The organism is Thalassovita litoralis, from assembly GCF_900182725.1.
Taxonomy (GTDB): Bacteria; Pseudomonadota; Alphaproteobacteria; order Rhodobacterales; family Rhodobacteraceae; genus Thalassobius; species Thalassobius litoralis.
Genome location: NZ_FXTO01000068.1, coordinates 1 through 3,007 on the forward strand (window position 1 = coordinate 1; position 3,007 = coordinate 3,007).

The 3,007-nt window shown below is 57.8% G+C and carries 2 protein-coding genes, 1 tRNA gene and 1 pseudogene; 3 read left to right on the forward strand and 1 reads right to left on the reverse strand.

Going from position 1 to position 3,007, the window contains the following annotated elements; genetic code table 11:
• Positions 1-89: pseudogene (locus FN828_RS20265) on the forward strand (IS5/IS1182 family transposase); the annotation flags it as partial.
• Between the two features lie 196 nt (positions 90-285).
• On the opposite strand, the gene lipB reads toward FN828_RS20265, so the two are convergent.
• A complete protein-coding gene (gene lipB / locus FN828_RS20270) occupies positions 286-951 on the reverse strand; it encodes a lipoyl(octanoyl) transferase LipB (protein WP_142495114.1) in 666 nt (221 codons plus the stop codon).
• Positions 952-1,071: 120 nt separating this feature from the next.
• Here lipB and FN828_RS20275 point away from each other — a divergent pair, with 120 nt between their 5' ends.
• Together FN828_RS20275 and FN828_RS20280 are read left to right on the forward strand one after the other, a co-directional pair.
• Positions 1,072-2,709: a peptidoglycan-binding domain-containing protein gene (locus FN828_RS20275; protein ID WP_142495115.1), complete on the forward strand. Its 1,638-nt coding sequence runs from the start codon at positions 1,072-1,074 to the stop codon at positions 2,707-2,709.
• A gap of 136 nt (positions 2,710-2,845) precedes the next feature.
• Positions 2,846-2,932: transfer RNA gene (locus FN828_RS20280), tRNA-Leu, on the forward strand.
• Positions 2,933-3,007 lie beyond the last annotated feature (75 nt).

The window sequence follows — 3,007 nt, forward strand, 5'->3', positions numbered from 1 at the left end:
GGCGGCGGGTCGCCACCCGATATGACCGCTGCCCCGAAGTCTTCCTCTCGGCCATCGCTCTCGCCGCAACAGTCATGTTTTGGTTATGAGTCCTGAGCCTAAATGGTGACAGAAGGCCATTCCACTGCCGTTTAAGGTGCATTAATGATGTGATGAAAACATAAAAGCAACGCTTGCGTCGCAATGTTTATTCATCTCAGTGAACCTATTTGCTGCTAATAACCAAGACAGAAATCGTCCCTTCATGGTCGTCAGGGCAGCAAAAAAGGGCGATACTCCGGCGTGCTAAGCGCGCATTTCGGACGCTTCAAACACGGTCGCAAAGGTGCTGCGCAATGCCACGTCCAGATCGACCATCTCGATGGGCAGGCCTAGATCGACCAGGCTGGTGACGCCATGTTCGGTAATGCCGCAGGGAACGATGCCGCTGAAATGGCTTAGGTCCGGTTCCACATTGATGGAAATGCCGTGAAAGCTAATCCATTTCCGCAGTCGAATTCCGATAGCGGCGATCTTGTCCTCTTGGGGCTGCCCATTGATCCCCAAGGGTTTGTCGTGGCGCGTGACCCAGACGCCGACGCGCCCTTCGCGGATTTCGCCCTTGACGTTGAACTGGTCCAAGGTGGCGATCACCCAATCCTCTAGCTGCTGCACAAATCGGCGCACGTCATGGTCGCGCTTGCCCACGTCCAGCATCACATAGACCACCCGCTGCCCCGGCCCGTGATAGGTATATTGCCCGCCGCGTTTGGACGGATAGACCGGAAAGCGATCCGGGTCCGTCAGATCCGCCGGTTTCGCCGAAGTCCCAGCGGTATACAGCGGCGGATGTTCCACCAGCCAGATACATTCCCCCATCGTTCCCGCCGCAATCCCCGCCGCACGGTTTTCCATGAAGGCAACGGCATCGTCATAATCCGTCAGACCTTCTGTCGTGATCCATTCCACCATAGGGGGCTTTTACTCCTGCGTCGGTTGCGCAAAAGCGCAAATAGGCGTTTTTTTCTCGCCGCACGGGGAAACGTGGGCTAACCTGATTCCATTGTTTCATAGTTATAAGGAGCGAGAAGGATGTTTTCCAAGTCGCTTAAAACCGCAGTGGCGGCCGCTTTGATCGCCAGTTCAACCGCGGCACCGGCATTTGCCGATAATCTGGGGGCCGCTATCGTGGGGGGCATCATCGGCGGGGCGCTGATGAATGAAGCCGCCCGAAACAAACAAAAGAAACGAACCTATAGTTCCGCCAATTCCGTGACCCGTCAGCAAAACCGGGAAACGCAAACCGCGTTGAATTATTTCGGGTTTCCCGCGGGCACCCCGGATGGGGTGATGGGGTCGCGGTCACGTTCGGCAGTTTCGCAATATCAGGTTTACATGGGCTTCCCGGCGACCGGACACCTGAGCCAGTATGAACGCGATTTCCTTGTGTCCTCGTACAGCCGTGCGCAAATCGGTGGTCCGCAGGTCATCAAGGCGATGCAAAGCCCGCAAGGGTCGCGCGGTTTGCTGATCACATGGCGGGACGAGGCCGCAGGCACCCGCACCGCGGGCTATGGCTCTGGCTATGGCGGTATGCCGATGGAGGTCAGTCAGGCGATTGATGAAATCGCGGCCAGTTCGGACCCCAGCGCCGAACAGTTGATGCAGCGATCTGGTTTCATTCAATTGGCTGATCTGAACGGTGACGGGAAAAACGATTATATTCTGGATACGTCCGTGTCTGGCAGTTCGTTCTGGTGTGGGGCGTCGCATTGTTCGGTGATGGTGTTCGCCTCGACCCCGCAGGGGTATCAGCGCAATGATTTCATGGCGCGTGGCGTAACGGCCGCCAGCTTTGCCTGCCATCAGGGCGTGTGCCGGATGAACGATTCAGGCGGGGCCACGATGGTGACGCAGGCACCGGCACCGGTCAACCCGATGCAACCGACCATGCCGCAAACCGTGATGACATCCGGGCAAGCGCCCGGTCAGGGGATGGGGCAGGGGGCTGGTGCTGGCCTGTCGGGGATCAAACCCTTTGCTATGGCCGGGGATGCACCACAGCAGGCATCGCTGGCCAGCCATTGCAGCAAGGTCAGCTTGCTGACCAATTCCAATGGCGGGTTCATGAAGGCGTCCAACCTGTCGGACCCCGATCTGGCGCTGAGCGAACAGTTCTGCCTGACCCGGACCTATGCGATTGGCATGGGTGAAAACATGGTGTCCAAGGTGCAGGGGGCGTCGCAGGCGCAGATTGATGCGCAATGCGATGCGTTCGGCCCGGCGGCACAGCCCTATGTGGATATGTTGGGCGCACAAGATGCGATGACCGTAAAGGGCGAGGTGCAGAAATTCGTTTTGAATTCTAACATGTCCATCGCGCAATTGGCGAATACGGCCAAGATTTGCCTCTATTCCGGTTATCGCCGGGACAAGATGGATGTGGCACTGGGGTCGGCCTTGCTGATGGTCGGTATCGGTCAGGCGCCCTATGCTGAACTGGTGGGGCATCACCTGTCACAGGGGTTTGGCACAGCGCAATCCGCAGACCGCGCACAGGATTGGTATAACACGGCGCTTCAGTCGTTGGAGAGCGGGAGCGAGGCCGTTTTCGCCCCCGGTCAGCCAGAGCGGCTGGCTGTGATCCGCGCCGCATCCGCAGTACTGACTGGCGGCGGTATCCCACAGGCCAGCCCGGCCTCGGCGTTGCCCAGTTTTAAGATGGAGTAAGCTTTGCTTTCTCTGGTTTGAAGATGTGAAAAAGGGCCGGTATCGCACCGGCCCTTTTTCCTGCGCGGACATGGAAATTTGCCCCTTCACATCTGCCCGAAGCTCGTCTATACGGCGCGTCACTACCTGCTTACGTGCGGCCGTGGCGGAATTGGTAGACGCGCAGCGTTGAGGTCGCTGTTCCTTAACCGGAGTGGAAGTTCGAGTCTTCTCGGCCGCACCAGGTAGCAGTAGTAACATGTAGCAAATTGAAGTTTCCCCCTTTATTTGTTGCATCTTGCAACCTATCCTCCTAGCA

Coding starts and splice junctions, on each gene's coding strand:
- FN828_RS20275 (WP_142495115.1), top strand. CDS start 1,072: ATGTTTTCCAAGTCGCTTAAAACCGCAGTGGCGGCCGCTTTGATCGCC.
- lipB (WP_142495114.1), bottom strand. CDS start 951: ATGGTGGAATGGATCACGACAGAAGGTCTGACGGATTATGACGATGCC.